Annotated in this window: 15 protein-coding genes; 5 read left to right on the forward strand and 10 right to left on the reverse strand. The window is 39.9% G+C overall.

Features of this window, described 5'->3' with window-relative positions; genetic code table 11:
• The first annotated feature begins 88 nt into the window (after positions 1–88).
• Together ACX0HA_RS04455 and gdhA are read left to right on the forward strand one after the other, a co-directional pair.
• Positions 89–1,234, forward strand: coding sequence for a cystathionine gamma-synthase (locus ACX0HA_RS04455; protein WP_458844064.1), 1,146 nt, complete (start codon positions 89–91; stop codon positions 1,232–1,234).
• A gap of 295 nt (positions 1,235–1,529) precedes the next feature.
• Positions 1,530–2,870, forward strand: coding sequence for an NADP-specific glutamate dehydrogenase (gene gdhA, locus ACX0HA_RS04460; RefSeq protein WP_458844065.1), 1,341 nt, complete (start codon positions 1,530–1,532; stop codon positions 2,868–2,870).
• A gap of 55 nt (positions 2,871–2,925) precedes the next feature.
• On the opposite strand, the gene ACX0HA_RS04465 is transcribed toward gdhA, so the two are convergent.
• Complete coding sequence (locus ACX0HA_RS04465; RefSeq protein WP_458844066.1) at positions 2,926–3,504, reverse strand: DUF6705 family protein; 579 nt, start codon at positions 3,502–3,504, stop codon at positions 2,926–2,928.
• Positions 3,505–3,671: 167 nt separating this feature from the next.
• Between ACX0HA_RS04465 and porZ the strand changes: the two genes are divergently transcribed.
• A complete protein-coding gene (gene porZ, locus ACX0HA_RS04470) occupies positions 3,672–5,960 on the forward strand; it encodes a type IX secretion system anionic LPS delivery protein PorZ (RefSeq protein ID WP_458844067.1) in 2,289 nt (762 codons plus the stop codon).
• 8 nt (positions 5,961–5,968) lie between these two features.
• A complete protein-coding gene (gene recO, locus ACX0HA_RS04475; protein ID WP_458844068.1) occupies positions 5,969–6,682 on the forward strand; it encodes a DNA repair protein RecO in 714 nt (237 codons plus the stop codon).
• Between the two features lie 262 nt (positions 6,683–6,944).
• On the opposite strand, the gene ACX0HA_RS04480 is transcribed toward recO, so the two are convergent.
• From ACX0HA_RS04480 to ACX0HA_RS04520, 9 genes are all read right to left on the reverse strand, one after another.
• On the reverse strand, positions 6,945–7,475 hold the full coding sequence (locus ACX0HA_RS04480; protein WP_458844069.1) for a M15 family metallopeptidase: 531 nt from the start codon (positions 7,473–7,475) through the stop codon (positions 6,945–6,947).
• The gene (locus ACX0HA_RS04485; protein ID WP_458844070.1) at positions 7,456–7,935 is read right to left on the reverse strand and encodes a phage holin family protein; all 480 of its coding nucleotides are present in this window, start codon (positions 7,933–7,935) and stop codon (positions 7,456–7,458) included. The genes ACX0HA_RS04480 and ACX0HA_RS04485 overlap by 20 nt, the downstream gene beginning before the upstream one ends.
• 23 nt (positions 7,936–7,958) lie before the next feature.
• Positions 7,959–10,838 carry a hypothetical protein gene (locus tag ACX0HA_RS04490; RefSeq protein ID WP_458844071.1) on the reverse strand — a complete coding sequence of 960 codons (2,880 nt, stop codon included), beginning with the start codon at positions 10,836–10,838 and terminating at the stop codon, positions 7,959–7,961.
• 1 nt (position 10,839) lies between these two features.
• On the reverse strand, positions 10,840–11,337 hold the full coding sequence (locus tag ACX0HA_RS04495; protein WP_458844072.1) for a DUF6712 family protein: 498 nt from the start codon (positions 11,335–11,337) through the stop codon (positions 10,840–10,842).
• The gene (locus ACX0HA_RS04500) at positions 11,312–12,463 is read right to left on the reverse strand and encodes a hypothetical protein (protein WP_458844073.1); all 1,152 of its coding nucleotides are present in this window, start codon (positions 12,461–12,463) and stop codon (positions 11,312–11,314) included. Before ACX0HA_RS04500 ends, ACX0HA_RS04495 begins: the two co-directional genes overlap by 26 nt.
• Positions 12,460–12,888 carry a hypothetical protein gene (locus ACX0HA_RS04505; RefSeq protein WP_458844074.1) on the reverse strand — a complete coding sequence of 143 codons (429 nt, stop codon included), beginning with the start codon at positions 12,886–12,888 and terminating at the stop codon, positions 12,460–12,462. Before ACX0HA_RS04505 ends, ACX0HA_RS04500 begins: the two co-directional genes overlap by 4 nt.
• Positions 12,888–13,487: a hypothetical protein gene (locus tag ACX0HA_RS04510; protein WP_458844075.1), complete on the reverse strand. Its 600-nt coding sequence runs from the start codon at positions 13,485–13,487 to the stop codon at positions 12,888–12,890. The genes ACX0HA_RS04505 and ACX0HA_RS04510 overlap by 1 nt, the downstream gene beginning before the upstream one ends.
• A 120-nt stretch (positions 13,488–13,607) precedes the next feature.
• The gene (locus ACX0HA_RS04515) at positions 13,608–14,666 is read right to left on the reverse strand and encodes a hypothetical protein (protein WP_458844076.1); all 1,059 of its coding nucleotides are present in this window, start codon (positions 14,664–14,666) and stop codon (positions 13,608–13,610) included.
• On the reverse strand, positions 14,666–15,697 hold the full coding sequence (locus tag ACX0HA_RS04520; RefSeq protein WP_458844077.1) for a head maturation protease, ClpP-related: 1,032 nt from the start codon (positions 15,695–15,697) through the stop codon (positions 14,666–14,668). Before ACX0HA_RS04520 ends, ACX0HA_RS04515 begins: the two co-directional genes overlap by 1 nt.
• Positions 15,698–16,179: 482 nt before the next feature.
• Between ACX0HA_RS04520 and ACX0HA_RS04525 the strand changes: the two genes are divergently transcribed.
• A complete protein-coding gene (locus ACX0HA_RS04525; protein ID WP_458844078.1) occupies positions 16,180–17,190 on the forward strand; it encodes a nuclease-related domain-containing protein in 1,011 nt (336 codons plus the stop codon).
• The last annotated feature ends 65 nt before the right edge of the window (positions 17,191–17,255 follow it).

Consider the following 17,255-nt stretch of genomic DNA (forward strand, 5'->3'; position numbering starts at 1 on the left):
AGTTATGTAAAACACAGTTATCCCCATACAGGGGAAATTAAATTACAGTAAATTTGCTCAAAATTAATGACAACAAACTCACGATTATATGAAATTTAACACAAAAGCCATACACGGAGGCCAGCACCATGAAGAGCATACCGGAGCCGTAATGCCGCCGGTTTTCCAGACATCTACATTTGCACAAAAAAGCCCGGGAGTGCTTATAAACGGATATGAATACAGCCGTGGGGCAAACCCTACGCGTACAGCTCTTGAAGATGCCCTTGCAAGCATTGAAAACGGCGCGCGCGGACTTGCATTCTCATCGGGACTTGCGGCGACCGACTGCGTGATGAAACTGCTTAAGCCAAACGATGAGGTTATCGCAATGGACGACCTTTATGGTGGTACATACCGCATGTTTACGCGTATCTATCAGGACATGGGAATCAAATTCCACTTTGTGGATATGAACGACCTTGACAAATTCCAGTCGCTTATAAACGAAAACACGAAACTGGTTTGGGTAGAAACACCTACCAACCCACTAATGAAAGTAGTTGACATTGCCGCAATAGCTAAGATCACACAGGCTAAAAAGATACTTTTTGCCGTAGATAATACTTTTGCAACGCCTTACCTGCAGCGTCCTATCGACTTAGGTGCAGATATCGTAATGCATTCGGCTACTAAATACCTTGGGGGGCACAGTGATGTTATTGCGGGTGCGCTTATCATTAAAGATGCCGAGCTTGGCGAAAAGATGCATTTCCTTCAATTCGCTACAGGAGCAACGCTTGGCCCACAGGATTCTTACCTGGTGCTTAGGGGTATAAAAACACTTCACCTGCGTGTGCAGCGTCACAGCGAGAACGGACAAAAAGTTGCCGAATACCTGGCCAGCCACCCGAAAGTAGAGAAAGTATATTATCCGGGACTTGCCAGCCACGCTAACCACGAAGTTGCCAAAAGGCAGATGAACGGACAGTTTGGCGGAATGGTGTCTTTTACGTTTAAGAGCGGAGCCAAAGCCGATGCGATAAAGTTTCTTGAAGACCTGAAAGTATTTACACTTGCCGAATCACTTGGAGGAGTGGAGTCGCTTGCAAACCACCCGGCACTAATGACACATGCCTCTATCCCTGAGCCGAAACGTAAAGAAATAGGCATTAGTGACGACCTTGTGCGTCTTAGCGTAGGTATAGAAGATGTTGAAGACCTGATAAAAGATATTGAACAGGCTTTTTCGTAAATTGATTTGTGAAATTGTTTATTCGATTTTAAGCCGGATGAACAAGTTAACATAGAATTTAATATATATTTAGCAACGTGGATAACGCTGATTTGGAGATGTTTTTGCAAATTTACAGTAGTAAATTGTAAGAAGCCCTCACAGTGTTATCCGCGTTTTTTATGTTAAGCCGCTTCACAAAAGGGCTTAGCAATGTGTTAAAAAAAGTTGCGCTGAAAAATTCGTTATTTTAAATAAAATGTATATTTGCCGAAATTTACGAAAACGTTTTCTTAAAACATAAACCATTCATTTTATGAGCAATAGCTTACAGTCTTTTATGGACATGGTTTCTAAAAGAAACCCCAACGAACCTGAGTTTCTTCAGGCAGTACATGAAGTTGCCGAGACCGTGCTTCCTTTTATTGAGAACAATCCGAAGTACCAGGGCAAGATGCTTCTGGAAAGAATGGTAGAGGCTGAAAGAGTTATCATGTTCCGCGTTACGTGGCTTGACGACAAAGGTAATACTCAGGTAAACAGAGGTTACAGGATTCAGATGAATTCGGCTATTGGCCCATACAAAGGAGGACTTCGTTTTCACCCATCGGTAAACCTTAGTATCCTTAAATTCCTTGCTTTTGAGCAAACGTTCAAAAACAGCCTTACAACACTGCCAATGGGTGGAGGTAAAGGAGGATCTGACTTTGATCCCAAAGGAAAATCAGACAACGAGATCATGCGTTTTTGCCAAAGCTTCATGACAGAGCTTTCCAAACATATAGGTGCTGATACCGACGTTCCGGCTGGAGACATAGGTGTAGGAGGCCGTGAGGTAGGATTTATGTTTGGCCAGTACAAGAGGCTGAGAAACGAGTTTACAGGAGTACTTACAGGAAAAGGAATTTCTTTTGGAGGTTCGCTTATCCGTCCAGAAGCTACAGGTTATGGCTGTGTGTATTTTGCACAAAGCATGCTTAACACAAAAGGGCAGAGCTTTGAAGGCAAAACCGTAGTAGTGTCAGGTTCAGGAAACGTGGCACAGTATGCTGCCGAAAAAGCAATGCAGCTGGGAGGTAAAGTAGTTACTTTCTCTGACTCTGCAGGTTATATCTATGATGCTGAAGGCATCAACGAAGAGAAGCTTGCTTTTGTAATGGAACTTAAAAATGAAAAATATGGAAGGATAAGTGAGTATGTGGCTAAATATCCTAACGCGAAATATGTTGACGGCGGAAAACCATGGGAAGTAAAATGTGATATCGCATTGCCATGTGCCACACAAAATGAGCTTAATGGCGAAGAGGCAAAACAGCTTCTTGCCGGAGGGTGCATCTGCATAGCTGAAGGTGCTAACATGCCAAGCACGCCGGAGGCCGTTATAGCGTTCCTGGAGGCTAAAATATTGTTTGCGCCGGGTAAGGCATCAAATGCCGGCGGTGTTGCTACATCGGGTCTTGAAATGTCTCAAAATTCACTTCGCCTTAGCTGGACAAGGGAAGAGGTAGACGAGAGGCTTAAAGACATCATGGAGGCTATTCACACAGCGTGTATTACTTATGGTACCGAAGGCGGTTATGTTGACTATGTAAAAGGCGCTAACATTGCAGGCTTCGTTAAAGTTGCCGATGCAATGCTTGCTCAGGGAGTGGTATAATTACCAGCCTATATAAAAAGCGAAGGGGCTGTCTCACCTTTGAGACAGCCCCTTTTTATTGTTTGATTAAGATATATTCTCCGAAGGGTAATGTAAAATATGGATTAGGATATGACTGACCTTCGACTTCAATTGGCCCCTCTGTCATTTTAAATATTAACTTCAACTTCTGAACCCCATTAAAGTCTACGCGTTCAAAAAACATAGCTGTTTCCATTCCCGGAATATTCACATCATATTGAGAGAATTCCGTTCTTAGATATTTACCTTGGCCAAAAAGAATGTTGCCGGTAATACTATATTCAAAAGGCGCTTTTTGCACTGATAATTCTGATAGAGTATTTATCTTTTCAATGTTGTTTTCAATGTATTTATATTCACCTACCAATATATCATGAAAAAAATGATAACCTCCATCCTGAAACTCTTGCATCAGTTTTTTCTGGAGTGTAATTGTTAATGAAGTATTACCATTTGTATATTTCCATGTTCCCACAAAAGGATCAAGTTGATTATTTAGGTCTTTATAGTAGGCTCCCTGTATATCTGGAGAGTTATTATATAATGCTAATACAGGGGATTGTGCATTGCATGCCCAACAGATAAAACTTATTATGGAGAATAGGTATTTCATGAAATATCGGGAATCGAATTTTAAAGATAGCTAATATTCCCAAAGCTTTTAAAGGGGCTCAGCAACAATTTGAAGATTTGGTATTTGTAACTTATCTTTTTACAATGCTTTATACAAAAAAGGCAATAATGGCGTTTTAGCTTATATTTGTGCAAATAAATGCTTCGATGAAAAACCTTTTCTCATTATATTTTCTATTGCTTTCGTTTAGCTTTTTTGGGCAGGGCAACCAGCCGTGGAGAAGCTTTTTCTCGTATAACGATATTGTAGATGTCTCACAGTCTGATAGTAAAGTGGTAGGTGCTGCCAGCAGTGCCATGTTCGAAAAAAACCTGAATAACCACGAGCTAAAGACCATAACATCGGTAGACGGGCTTAAGGTAGAGACCATAACGGCTGTTCTTTATAGTTCTCAGTATAAAAAAACACTGGTAGGTAACAGCAACGGACTGCTTAACGTCATCAATAGTGATGGCACTGTCATAAATAAAATTGACATCATTCAGGAGAATACTATTTCAGCATCTAAAAAAAGGATTAACGATATCTATGAATATGAAGGAAAGGCCTATATAGGCTGCGATTTTGGTATCGTTGTCTTTAATCTCGCCACGCTTGAGTTTGGCGACACCTACAGGTTGGGGTGGGGAGGCAGCGAACTTGAAATTGCGCAAACCGCGATATTCAACGGAACCATATTTGCCTCAACAAAGTATAATGGTATACAATCGGCACAGTTCAGTAACCCAAATCTTAATGATCACAGCCAATGGTCAGAATACCTTCCACAAACTTATCTTGGAGTCGTCTCCTTTGAAGGCTCACTGTTTGTTGCTGACAAAACCGGAGGGCTTTACAGGGTGGTAAATAATACCCCTTCAATTTTTGCAACTCTTCCGTCGGCTATTAAAGACCTACGTTCCGCAAATGGGTTTTTAGTAGCAACCTGCGCAAATAGGGTAAATGCGTATAATGCACAATTAACGCAAATAGCCCAAATTAATGTGATACCGCTTCCCGAAGCTGAAAATGCAGTCTTTAGCTGTGCTACCGTGGTTGGCGAAACATTGTTTATAGGTACTACAGACAGAGGTTTATTTTCGGCGGGCTTTAGCAGCCTTACTTTTCAGAATATTACGCCAAATGGACCTCAACGAAGCTATATCTTTACTGTAAAGAAAGCGCCTTCGGCATTATGGGTTGTGTATGGCGATTTTACAGGTACATATAATCCATCAAGTCCTGATCTTGATTATTTTGGGATAAGTAAATTTACCGAAGCCGGGTGGTCGACGATTCCAAACTCTCAGTTGTTTAATGCAGCATGTATAGCAGATATTGCTATTAGCCCTGTCGATGAAAACCTTATATACGCGGCGTCTTACTTTAACGGACTTATAAAAATTCAGGACGAGGTACCGGTTATATTGTATAATGATCAGAATACTAATGGGAATCTTCAGGGAATGGCCGGTGATAACAGCGAAAGGATAAACAGTCTCACTTTTGATAAAGCCGGTAGTTTATGGATGACCAATACAAGAATAGAAAAACCGTTAAAGCAGCTTAAAATGAATGGCACTGCAGTTTCATGGTCTTCATATAGTGTGAAAGGAGTAATCGCTAATCCTGAAATAAATAATTACGGTAAAATGGTAATTGACAAAAACGGGACTAAATGGATACCTACTTCATTTAACGGAATTTTAGCTTACAATGAAGCGATAGATAAAAAGATAATTATTACGGAAGGCGATAATGGTAATTTACCATCTGTAACCACAAAATGTGTTGCTATAGATAATAATAACCGTTTGTGGATAGGCACAGATAAGGGTTTAAGAGTATTGCCTGGAATAGACCGTTTTACTACTCAGGATGAGTTGACTACAAATCCTATAATCATTATGGAAGACGGGCTTGCTCAGGAACTGATGTTTGAACAACCTCTCACAGATATTACTGTAGATGGAGCTAACAATAAATGGCTTGCCACAGCAGGGGCGGGTGCTTTTTTAGTATCGCCCGACGGTCAGGAAACATTATTTCATTTTACTAAGGATAATTCTCCGCTGCCTAGTAATAATATTGTAGATATGGAGATTGATAATGCCACAGGTGAAGTTTTTTTTGCTACAGACAAAGGCATGGTATCTTACAGAGGAACTTCTACCGAGGCTTCTCAGGATCTAAGCAAAGTTTATGTTTTTCCTAATCCGGTGCGTCCTGGTTTTGACGGAGATGTAAATATAAGTGCACTTACAGATAATGCGAATGTCAAGATTACTGATATTGAAGGAAATCTTGTATATGAAACTACTTCAGAAGGAGGAACTGTACTTTGGGATACTAAAGCTTTTGGTAAATATAAGGTGGCATCAGGGGTTTATATGATCTTTATATCATCTGAAGATGGCACCCAAACCAAAGTAAAGAAGGTAATGATCGTAAGATAGTTGTAAAGATGCTGGTAAAGACTAAAGCTATAGTTTTGAGTGCATTACGATATCAGGATAAAAGCCTTATCGTAAAATGTTTTACAGAGTCTGACGGGCTTAAATCATATTATGTCAGGGATGCTTTTACATCAAAAAAAAGCAGCCAGAAAACAGTTTATTTCCGGCCGCTTAATATACTTGCATTAGAAGCTTCTCACAAAAATAAAGGAACACTTGAATATTTTAAGGAAGTTAAGCTCGCTTATCCTTATTTCTCTATTAGTACTGATATAGCGAAGACCACAATAGCCATTTTTGTAGCAGAAATATTGCATCACAGTATAAAGGAAGAAGAAAAAAACCAAAGCCTGTATTCTTTCCTTGAAACGGCTTTACTATGGCTTGATAGCCATAATGAGGTTGCTAATTTTCACCTTATCCTGCTCATGGAAATTACCAAATTCCTAGGTTTTTATCCCGACTCTTCTCACAACGAATGGCCATTTTTTGAAATGACAGAAGGGATTTTTGTGCCCTATGCCTCTGTGAGTTGTCTTACATTAGAAGAAAGCCAGCTTTTAAGACGTTTGCTGCCATTAAAACTTGATAGTAGTTGTAAAGCATTTCATGTAACCGAAAGGCAGCAACTTTTAAAAATCCTCCTTGATTATTATGCTTTTCATCTTGATGGTTTCAGAAGGCCTAAATCATTGGAAGTGCTTAAAGAAATTTTCAGTTAGCTACTTTACAGCAAGCCATCCGCAAAGAGCTCCTGTTGTCATCCAAACATACCTGAACTTAAGGCAGTAAGCTCCATGTATTTTTATCAAGATATTTTCTAACTGTAATTTATTAAATGTAAGTGATTTACCAGTAGTGCTTTGCGGATGTGATTTGTGCATAAAAACTTATAGCGTCTGATATTACCTTTAAATTTCATAAGCATCCTATATAGAAAAATAACAAAATTGGCTAAGCATATAAGTATGAAGATATACTTTTTCATAAGCGAACCCATTTGTAAATTTTTTTATCAATTTTCTCATCAAAGGTGTGTCCTTCATTGTGCTTTCTGAGTAATTGTTTAGTTGTTAAGCCGAAGGTTTTTTCGAAATGGGGATAGTCAGGAAAAGATTTCCAATCTCCTCCCCATGTCCATCCTAATGATTTAAAATGGTTGGCTACCTCAATCCAGTCTGCCATCTGATCTTTATCAAAATCATCTTTGATATTCCAGGAAACGGTTTCAAAAGAGCCGTTTAAATCTGTGTCTTGCAACAGGACGATATCAAATGCTAACCCATAGTTATGCGACGATAAACCTTCTTTGGCATTGGTTATAATTTTACCTGTTCTTGATCGGCCACTGGAATATAGGGTCTCCTGTTCTTTAAAAGTCCGGTAAGTCTGTGAGAAACGCAGACGTACGCCTTTTCCTAATAGCTTGGAATTAATATACGAATATCCTTCAAGTATTTCTTGTCTAATTTTTGGATGTAGTAATTGAATTCTTTCAATTGTTAGCTGATCCATTTTTTATAGTTTTATAAAGCTTCCAAACTTCAGAAATCATAGTTTTTGTTTTTTGTATAATGTCAAACCCCATTCGTTTAATATTTTCAAAAAATATCGAATACATTTCAACCATACAACAGTAACCAATAACAAAAGTAGTTAGTGTCAAATCTTTAGTTATTATATAATCCAAGGAAATTTTCTTAGTAAAGAATATTATTTCAATTCCCCATGCTCCTAAAATCCCCATCGCATAGGTTGTGAACTTTACTGCAGTCAGGCGAAGCTTTTTGGATTCAATAAAATATCTTTTTTCAGTATTGGTTATTAATGTATTATTCTTAAATTCAATCCAACTTGCTAATAAACCAGTAATTAAATCTGAGAATAGGCAAAGTAATAAAAGTAATGAGGCTTGTTGTGGGGTTGTGAAAAGTGGGAGTGCAATGAAGATTTTAGTATTTAATATATTTTCCATGAATATGTATTTTAGAAATATTGTTATGGAGTATATTTAGAAAAAATCCAGTACCTGCTATCTACACTTTTTATAGAAATAGAATGTAAATACCCTAATGTAAAAAGTGTTTGTCCGTCTATTGTCATCGGTGAAACAATTTTAGCAGTAAAAGTGCTATTGTCAATTCTTTTAAAATTGTAAGTGTAATAAGGTGACACTTGTAATATTGTCGGCAGGGTAATAGTAACATTATTAGATATAGCATTGATGTAAATGGTGAATATTCCTGTTTGTCCCATGTCATTAACAGTGTCAATGGTATAATCAATTCCTTTTATAAGAACAAAATCGGCAAATCTTGTAGTTCGAAATTGTTTTCGGGTAATTGGATTGTAATCTGCAATTGCATCAGGTACAATAGGAGGGTCAACGAATGTCATTACACCCAATTTTGTTGTTTCCCCTATTTTAGGGATGTAGCTGTTCGAAATATTGAATAACATCGAATTATTTGATACTTGTAGTTGAGCTTTATTTATTGCGCTTTTGTCAGTTTCACCGTCAGGGATAATTAGCTGTCCAACAAATCTACCGTTGCCGTTAATGTCTAATTTATAACCATTGTCAATAGAATTGCCAATAGTAATGTTACCAGTCTGATGCCATCGTTGATATATTTCGGTTCCGGCTTTATTGTATAGCATTAAGCCATCTTCATTTAGTGACTGACTAAACAATACTCCTCCTGTACCTCTGGTAAGCATCAGCTGGTTGCCAGCTTGGCCATCCGCAATATGAGTTTTTGCTTGTGGACTGATAGTTCTTATGCCAATATTACCACTGACCTTAAGCATTACTGAAGGTAAATACCCTGCGCCAAACTGTAAATCTCCATTTGACGATATTCCAAAAGAAGAAGGATTCCCTCCTGTCATAGTATAATCGGCTTGTCCAATACTGCCAAGAAGACTGCTGTTTACAGTATATTTTGTAAGGTTAAAATTGTCTCCATCAAACTCAATTGCACCTTTTGCTTTAAGAATGGCAAATCCGGGATTAGTATTTGTATTTATAAGCAAAGAGCCATTAGCTTTAATACTGCCATTTACGTCCAATTTATATTCTGGCAACTTGCCTATGCCTATCCTTCCGGCGGTAAATACCGTATCATAGCCTGACCGTGGCGTGATATCAAGATTTCCATTATCATTGTATATTATAGAAGCATTGTTTCCGGAATTACCTAAATAATAACCTTTGTTATTGCCATTAATAGTCAGATTTCCCGATTTAGTTTCATCACCTTCTTTGTGTAGCACATTTTCATCAAAAGGTATCGCTGACCAAGATGACCAGTCATTATTACTTTTAGTACGAGTAAAGATGTTGCCGACGACATCAAATACAAGCTGATTGACAAAAAAGGTATTACTATTTGCACTAAACTGTATTCCCTGTCCCCATTGCCCCTGTCCGGGTCTGTTCATTGCCCCGCTTACTGCTTCCAGCAATTTGAATCCGGTAGGAAGGTTAAAATCCGTGACAAGCGTTGATAGCCAGTTTGAAGTTTTATTAGATGATTCGGATGTCCCCGTAATACTTATCGGCCAGTTCCCGGTCGCATTTGATCCGTCAACATTTGATTTTGAATTCAATATAGTTTGTAACCCGAGTATATTATTAAGGGTTATAGTAATCGAATCCCGAATATTCCCCTCCGCATCTTTGAATTCGAGTACCTGTGGAGAAACGGTATTAAAGTCGACCGAATGCATAATGTTTGATACAAATGCACTGACAGGTATTTCACTAAGCATAACTCCCGCATCATTTCGTAACTCAAGATTTTGAGTTACTATGTTGAAGAAAAATGTTGTTCCTTCATTATTCAGAAATCCAAGATTAACGGTGGCTAGGGTAACGCCAGAACTATTTTTTAGATACAATTCGGCAGCAGCCTGATTAATAGTTACTGTCAATCCGTTTACGTTAGCAATTGTAGCATAAGGCGAAGCACCATCACCATCGTTTATCAGCTGAGATACATTTGTGTTCCCCCCTTGTTCTAAAATATCTTCAAGCGTTGGCACTTCAGTAATCCTGCTGTCCGTGCTTGAGACAAAATCTGCTGTTGTAAACTGGGCGATGTAGTCTGAACCATATAGGCCAGGAACGCCAACAAATTGTACAAAATATAATACATCATTTGTTTCATAGCTGAAGTAATACGTTTTAAGGCCTGATTCACCACCCGCGCCACTATCTGAAAAATCCCATGAAGATACATTGGCGGCAGTCACAAAATTACCATCGGGGAGCTCTCCAAGATTATTTATGATAGCGTTTGGTTCAGAAAGTAAATGATCTATCAGATAGTTTTCAACAGTTATAAGCTCTAGCTGGAGCCAACTTATAGGAGTGCCGTTCCGTCCCCAGTTACCTTTGCCTGGCTTAAACAAGTATTTGTACCTTTTGGCAACATAATTATAAGTGTTTGCCGATGCCAAAAGTGATGCCGTTATAATTACAGGAGTCTGTTTGGCAGTAATAACGACCTCCATATTGTTTAGCTTATAAGCTACATCCGATGCCGCATTGAAGAATATATTCTCTGCGGGACCAATATTACCCGCATTTATAACCCTGCCCACATTGTTTTGATCGATTGATGAACTATCACCTGTGGTTAACCTTGAGTACATAACATCAAGTAAAGCTGCCTGAAGCAGTGAAGCGGATGTGTAAACCGATCCATCTATAGTAAATTCTGAAAAGTGAGTGAGAGGCACCAATACATCCTTTCGTTCGTAGCAATTGTAGATTTCTATTTTATTGCCATGTACAGCCGACACATAATTCCTGAAATATTGTACCCCATTCAGAGTAAAGTACTTGTCGTTTAGCGAATTTATAAAGTTCATACTATACTATTTTTTTGAATCTTAAGCCTTTTGCAGATGTCTTTTGGCAATGGATAAAATCGGGATGCTGTGTCCTGATAAGATACTGTTTGACGTTTTCCCAAACCTGAAAAGCTGCTTCGCGGTTAAGGGTATAAATGGTTTTTTTTGACAAGATATCTGCCGGACGGCTGTTATCATTTAATTTTTCCACTACCGAATAGGCCGTATCTTTTACTGATGAGAACATAATTTGTCTTGCATATGCAAAATAGACGAGTACCATTTTTAAACCATAATTGGTATAATCAATGGTATCAACTTCATAGGCGCCTCCTTCAAGTAAATCATTATAATCTTCAGGTGATGCCAGGAGTTTATTGTAGAGGCTTTCGCCAATGAGCGGCTGCAGGTCTAGCATCTGGGCATCCAGTATCATCTCCTTGAGTTTGGCATCGTTGGGCGATTTGCTTATCTGCCTGTATTTAGCGATATCATTGCGGGTTATCAATGGCTGCATATTCAATCAGTTTTAGGGGTTCAATACTAAGGCTTGAAAAATCCTGTGAACGTGCGAGCAACTGATTAATGACCGATGTAAGCAGGTTACGTTCTTTGGTAGTGTTCTCCCAATAGGTGCGCTTCATCTCACGGATAGCCTCGCCCGAATTACCAAACAATGACGATTCATTGGTCTTTACCAATCCCGAAGGCAGGTTATTAAAAGCTACCAGAATATTTTCGCGAACGCTGGTTTCGGTATAATCAAAGAGTTTGTCGTCTATCTTGCTTTCAATCTGTTTGATGAGTATGGCATCTTCCAGCTTCTCGCCTGCAAAGTCCATTTCCAGACACAACACGCCACCTGTATTTTCGGCACCAAGGCTGTCCTTGATGGCTTTCTGGAACTGTTCCCTTTCGCTTTCGGCATCAAGCAGGGCTTTGTCGTCAAGGCCTTCGCCAACGAGTGGACGAGTAACCACCAGCGTATTGCCAAAAAAGCCTTTGCGGAGCAGCCTGTTCTTGTAAACCGATGCCTGTGCCTCACTGTCGCAGTCTTCGGCAACGGAATCTATTCGTGAAAGCGGGTATATTAGCTTAGTGTCCATATTTACAAAAAGCACCTGACCTTTGTAATGTTCCCATCCGCCAGCTTTTGCTACCTGTGCATCAATCACTTTTTTACGGGGGTTGAAAATATCTATTAGCTGAATGTCTGCCTTCTTTGGCTTGAGCCATTCTTTACAGACAGCAATCTTTCCGGCATAATCGTTACTGTCGGTTTTCCCAATGCGGCACGATTCATACGGAATCACACTAAAATCAGACACCTGATACAACGCATTCCAGTTTACATGGATAAAAACCCCGCGCTGTTTTACAAGGTCATCAGCCACATCATCTGCAAAATCGATTAGTTTCAGGTTTTTGTCTTTGTTAATGATAAGGCTGTCATTTTCTGGTCCGTAACCTTTCCCGATGAGATATTGCACCATGATCGCTGCTGCGGATTTTGCTGTAACGCTATTGTTTATCAGCCTGTCCATGCGCTCCGGGTACGCATTGTCGGTATCATTCGCATAAACGTCTGCCGACTTGCTCCATGGCGTGAGCCTTTTCCATACATCTATCAGCAGGGTCTTCATTCGGCAGTTTCATTGTTCGGAATATCTTTGGCGAATGCTTGTCTTTGTTTTGTCTTTTTTGGTTTTGAAGCCGAGGCTTTAATCGGTGTGGGTAGTTGCGAAAAATAACGCTGCCCATTGTTGTGTTCCAAAAGCTTCTGGGCATATTCATCGGTAATGTTACCGTTGTTTACGAGTATGGGCGAACCAAACTCGAGCGGAATGTTCTCATATTTGGCGTGAAGCCTGTAATTGCAGGTGTTTGACATGGTGTTGAAATGGTTTTTATACCGGTTCAGGTATTTGTTTAGACATTTAGGGCAGGAAGGGTTTACCTTTTCCTTAAAGATGGAGGTGTACTCTTTTAAGAACAGCTCCAGATAACGCTCACCGCTACCCGTAACGCTACGGGTAACGGTGGCAATATCCATGGTGGTAAAATCCATTATCCTGCGGCCTGTAAGAACTTGTTGTTAAAGGCCGTTTTGGTAGCGGCATAATCTACATCAAGCAGGGTGCGAGGCATGGTTGTTTCCTCAAACCCGTCAGACGAAGCCAGCTCAAACAATATCATGTTGTCGTTTTCTTTAGAGCTGTTGGTCATGGTTGTAAGCTCAAGGCCTGATGTCAATCCAAGGATCTCGAAAGCATCTTTGCTGTCGCCGCCTTTCCAAACCTGTTCTACAACAACCACATATTTAGCGCCCTTGGCAAGAGCATCGGCCTGTTGTTTGTTGGCAGCGCTTGGGTTAAAGATGACTCCGCTAAAAGTGTGTTTGAATTTGTCGGGAGCGTTTTCCTTTTTCACGAGTTCCCAGGCCTTGCCGTTACTCTGTTTCACACCACTCAAAAGGTGGCCTGTTTTGCCCGCTTTTAGCTGAAGGTTAGTCACCAGCACACGGTTAGTGGCATCGGTTGTAGTGTTTACTACGTCTATATCGTCTTTGGCGATAAGGATAACGTTCTGTTCTATACCACCTACAGGTGCGTTAGAGCAATCGAATAATATATCTGCGGTTAAAGTTCCTGTGCAATCTACTGGCATGTTGTTTTTGTTTTTAAATTGAAAGATTGATGAAGAATTAGTTACAGAGTTTCAAAGTCGCAAAGAGGCAAAGTTTATACGTAAGACTTTAAAACTATGCGACTTTGATACTTAGCAACTTTAATACCCCGCCACCGTCATATAACTTTCCAGATGCTTGGCATCAATGGTGTAAGCGGCATCCATGATGTTTGTCTTAAGGGTTTTGTCGTAGAAGACATCCAGTTTGGTAAGGTCTTCCTCGCTTAGCGTACCTACAGGGATGTTACTCTTAGTCGTGAATATAGCCCTGTGCGGAAGGTTCCATTTGGTGCCGTTATCCTGATAGGTCTTAATGTACCTGTCCCAGTCGTAACGCACTTTTACTTCGATACCGTCAAAGTATAGTTTAGGGCGGCCTTCTTCAACCACTTCTAAAAAACCGGAACCCAGGTTCTTGTTGCGAAGGGTAGCACGGTAGTTATCGGCAAGGGAGCGTGTGGCAAGGATAAAGTTATCTTCGGCAGAAACAAGTCGCTCATCGGCAGTGGTAACCATTTTTTCAAAGATGGCAAGCGCGGCATCTTCGGCCAGTGCCTGATTGGCATATGAGTTTCCGGCATTCGCCGAAATAGTTACTCTGTTAGCAGCATTGCTTGGTACTTCAGTGTAGATCTGCTTGAAAAGCCCGTCGAACGAATCGAAATACCCAAGGTCGGTTCCGTTTTTGAATACCCCGCCATCGGCAATGGTTTCGGCAGCCGTATCGTTAAACCATATCTTGCGGTGCATGTTCTCTAACATGGCTGTTTCAACAGCCGAGATGATTACGCCAAACTCCTGCGTACCTACAGCATCGAAGAAATCCGGGTTGATGCGCTGTGATTTCCTGAAAAGTTTTAATAGTGCAGGCATATCAGTCTGGCAGTGTTTGATGCGGAAGTCTTCCAGTACCGGAGTCCAGAATTTTTCGGTCAGTTCAAAACCTCCTGCCTCGTTTGGCGTACAGCCTGATGCTTTTTTACCTAATAGGCCAAGCCTTCCGGCAAAAGCTATTTGGGTTTTTACGTCGATACCCGTTTCTATTTCGTGGAATTCGGCAAGGTCAGAATCATTAAAAACCCTTTGAAAGATTACCTCGCTTACCGTTTCGGCCTCACGGGCATTAAGAGTCAGTGCATCTGCGTTTATAAGAGCCATTATTTTTTGTTTTTTGCGTTCAAATATTGTTTCATTCCTGCAAGCTTGTCGCCTTCGCCTGCTTTACGATAGGTAGCCTTTTTACCGTCTACATTAAAGTTTGATGTTACCTGTCGTTTGAGGGCTAGCACTTCGCTTTTTATAGCTGTAAGCTGCCTTTTAAGGGCTTTGTTCTCGCTGCGAAGGGCAGCGGCATCTTCGGCATCTTCTTCGGGTTCTATGATCTCGGTCAGCTCACCTGCGGTAAACACATAAGTAAAACCATCAGGGAGTAAGTATTCGCCTTCAGCGGGTTTGCCGTCTATGGTGGCGGTGGCGCCAACTTCAATCACTGCATCATCGGGCAGGTCGTCGAAGTCGAGTTCGGTGCCTGTGGCGTCCTGAATTACTTTGTTGAACATGTTGTGGTGCTTAAACTTGGCAAGCACTTTGGTAAACAGGCTTTCCATCCAGTGCCTGTCTTTCTCGGTAAACGTTCCGTTCATAAGAGGGGTTTGTGGTTTAATGAAGGCTTTAGCGACAGCTTTAACCTGCTGCGAGGTGGTGGTGAAGCCCAGGGCAGAGAGTTGTTTGCCCGTGAGCCAGGTTTCGTTCTTCAGGAGCGGCATAATGGCCTGTTCTTCGATGCTCAGGGCTTTGGTGTAAAAGCCTATCATCTTTGTCTCGATGATGCGAAGCTGGTCGGCAAAGAGTTCCAGTTCATCGGCAGTGCCCATCGAGCCGCCCCAAGGAAGGTGAATCATGAACGGTGTGTTTTCGCGTATCTGCCTTTTGCTGCCCGCCATGAAGATTACCGTGGCAATGCTGGCTACGATACCGCTGCCTATGGTGGTAACGGGTTTGCCGAGCGATTTGAGGTAGTGATAGATGTCGAAACCCACATCTACGAGTCCGCCCTCGCTATTGATGTGCACATTAAAAGCAGTGGCTTTGGGCTGATGCTTAACCTGTGCGACAACATCAATAAGCTCTACGCCCTTAACACCATCAAAGTTGCCTATCTGGCCGTAGATATAAATGTTTCCTGTCATCTTTGGTGGATTTGTGTCCTCACCCCCGGCCCCTCTCCAAAGGAGAGGGGAGTAGGGTAACGTATAAATCTTGGCGGAAATCTTGTGGGGTGCTCTGTCATTCTGACGAAGGAAGAATCTCAGATCTTCACTGCATTGCATTCGTTCAGGATGACAAAACAAACTCATTAAAACGTGGTAAAATCAGCGCTGAGGGTCGTTCGTTTTAACAGTACAAAGGTACGGCGGGTTTTTGGGTGTTTACTGCAATGGGTTTTGCAGTGATATTTACGGTTTCTCTTGTCATTGCGAGGAGGTACGACGAAGCAATCTAACAAAAAGATTGTCGCATTCCGCTACGCTTCATTCGCAATGACAGAATCCGGCAACAATTAATTATAAGTAAACTTTGTTATATTTGATGCGTCTAATTTGATTTTTTATTTTATATGTGCATAATTCACAATACAATAGGGTCTTTAAGAGTTGTAAAATCTCATTTGGTGAATAATAATGTAAATGATTTTAAATCAATAAAAGAGGTTATTAAATTTCAAAAAGACTACTCAAATTTACGATTAGAGCTTATTTCCAATCACTCAAGATTAATTGAGAAGGAAGAAGCCTCTCTTGAAATAGAGATGCCACAATTAGAAGCTTTTATTGAGTTAAAAAGAAAAGACATTGAACAGGAACTTCTATTGGAAATTGATTTATTAAAGCAAAGGTTTGAAATATTGTCTTCTATTCAGTCTAATGCTTTTAAGGCGTTTTGTAACTATTTTCGTAAGAGAAGTGTTGAGAAAAAAATTAAGTTCAGAGAGTTTAATTTTAGTTTTGAAGTCACTAGTTCTGTTCAGCCCTCTCAAAATAAACTTAACGAGATGAAAAGTCGATATCAATTTATAGCATCTCATTTTAATGAGGCAGTAAAAGAAAGTGGGAAATATGAATTAATTGAGCTTGAAAGAAAGAGAAATGTAATTGACAAAGTTAATAGTTCAATTTATGGAGCAATAGGTGAACAAAAGGTTTTGAAAGTACTTGAGGAGTTATCTGATGATTATATTGTAATAAATGATTTCAGATGCTCTTTTAATCCTGCAATTTATAATTCAAAAACAAGAGATTATATAAAATCTATACAGGTAGATCATCTTTTAATTTCTCCCGTTGGTGTTTTTATAATTGAAACAAAAAATTGGAGTGAAGATTCTATGAATAATTTAAGCTTACGATCTCCAGTGGAACAGATTGTAAGAGCAAATTTTGCATTATATAACATTTTAAATACAAGAATCTCAAAGTCCTTAGATTTACATCATTGGGGACAGAAAAAGATTCCTATAAAAAATCTTATTGTATTAATTAATCGAAAGCCTAAGGAAGAATTTCAACATGTAAAGGTTTTGACCTTAAATGAACTTCAAAATTATGTAGCTTACTTTCAACCTATCTTTTCTCAAAGAGAAGTGAAGAACATTGCAAGTAATTTGTTAGATATTAGCTATTAGTTGAATTACCCTTTCATTAGTTAGTATTAATTATGATAATTCCTTAGGTTTTTTCCTATTTTTAC

Source organism: Flavobacterium hauense, from assembly GCF_054457175.1.

Excerpts from the sequence above, each read along its gene's own strand:
- gdhA (WP_458844065.1), top strand. The coding sequence starts at position 1,530 with ATGAGCAATAGCTTACAGTCTTTTATGGACATGGTTTCTAAAAGAAAC.
- ACX0HA_RS04500 (WP_458844073.1), bottom strand. The coding sequence starts at position 12,463 with ATGAAGACCCTGCTGATAGATGTATGGAAAAGGCTCACGCCATGGAGC.
- ACX0HA_RS04515 (WP_458844076.1), bottom strand. The coding sequence starts at position 14,666 with ATGGCTCTTATAAACGCAGATGCACTGACTCTTAATGCCCGTGAGGCC.
- ACX0HA_RS04510 (WP_458844075.1), bottom strand. The coding sequence starts at position 13,487 with ATGCCAGTAGATTGCACAGGAACTTTAACCGCAGATATATTATTCGAT.
- ACX0HA_RS04480 (WP_458844069.1), bottom strand. The coding sequence starts at position 7,475 with ATGGATCAGCTAACAATTGAAAGAATTCAATTACTACATCCAAAAATT.
- ACX0HA_RS04495 (WP_458844072.1), bottom strand. The coding sequence starts at position 11,337 with ATGCAGCCATTGATAACCCGCAATGATATCGCTAAATACAGGCAGATA.
- ACX0HA_RS04455 (WP_458844064.1), top strand. The coding sequence starts at position 89 with ATGAAATTTAACACAAAAGCCATACACGGAGGCCAGCACCATGAAGAG.
- ACX0HA_RS04490 (WP_458844071.1), bottom strand. The coding sequence starts at position 10,838 with ATGAACTTTATAAATTCGCTAAACGACAAGTACTTTACTCTGAATGGG.
- recO (WP_458844068.1), top strand. The coding sequence starts at position 5,969 with ATGCTGGTAAAGACTAAAGCTATAGTTTTGAGTGCATTACGATATCAG.
- ACX0HA_RS04465 (WP_458844066.1), bottom strand. The coding sequence starts at position 3,504 with ATGAAATACCTATTCTCCATAATAAGTTTTATCTGTTGGGCATGCAAT.
- ACX0HA_RS04485 (WP_458844070.1), bottom strand. The coding sequence starts at position 7,935 with ATGGAAAATATATTAAATACTAAAATCTTCATTGCACTCCCACTTTTC.
- ACX0HA_RS04505 (WP_458844074.1), bottom strand. The coding sequence starts at position 12,888 with ATGGATTTTACCACCATGGATATTGCCACCGTTACCCGTAGCGTTACG.
- ACX0HA_RS04520 (WP_458844077.1), bottom strand. The coding sequence starts at position 15,697 with ATGACAGGAAACATTTATATCTACGGCCAGATAGGCAACTTTGATGGT.
- porZ (WP_458844067.1), top strand. The coding sequence starts at position 3,672 with ATGAAAAACCTTTTCTCATTATATTTTCTATTGCTTTCGTTTAGCTTT.